Source organism: Streptomyces sp. SID5910 (assembly GCF_009862125.1).
GTDB lineage: Bacteria > Actinomycetota > Actinomycetes > Streptomycetales > Streptomycetaceae > Streptomyces.
The window spans coordinates 1-452 of sequence record NZ_WWHX01000686.1; the positions used below are offsets into that span (position 1 = coordinate 1).

The 452-nt window shown below is 67.0% G+C and carries 1 protein-coding gene; it reads left to right on the plus strand.

Features of this window, described 5'->3' with window-relative positions; genetic code table 11:
- On the plus strand, nucleotides 1–452 hold a 452-nt coding region (locus tag GTW67_RS37850), incomplete at both ends, for an acyl carrier protein (protein ID WP_237519002.1).

Sequence of the window (452 nt, forward strand, 5' to 3'; positions counted from 1 at the left end):
CTGCGGCCCGAACGCGTCAACATCAACCGACCGCTGAACCGGCTCGGCATGGACTCCCTCATGGCCGTCGAACTCCGCAACCGCGTCGAACGCCGCTACCAGGTCAAACTCCCCATGGTGCAACTCCTCAAGGACGGCACCATCACCACCGTCGCCCAAGCCCTGGCCAACGAACTGAGGCCGGTCGAGGAGTGGTCCGGCACCAAGGCGGACGACTCCGCGGCATCTACGGTGGCAACGGGCAGTGCACCTCCGGTAGGCGAGGTCGCATCCGTCGAGGCCAGTCACGAAAGCACGGCCCCGGCGGCCACTGAACCGTCCCTGCCCGATGCCAACGCCTCACAGGCCCCCGAAGCAGCGCAGACGCCTCCCACGGACGAGCTCCTCGACTTCCTCAAGCAGGAGGTCGCCGTCGTGATGGGACTGCGGCCCGAACGCGTCAACATCAACCG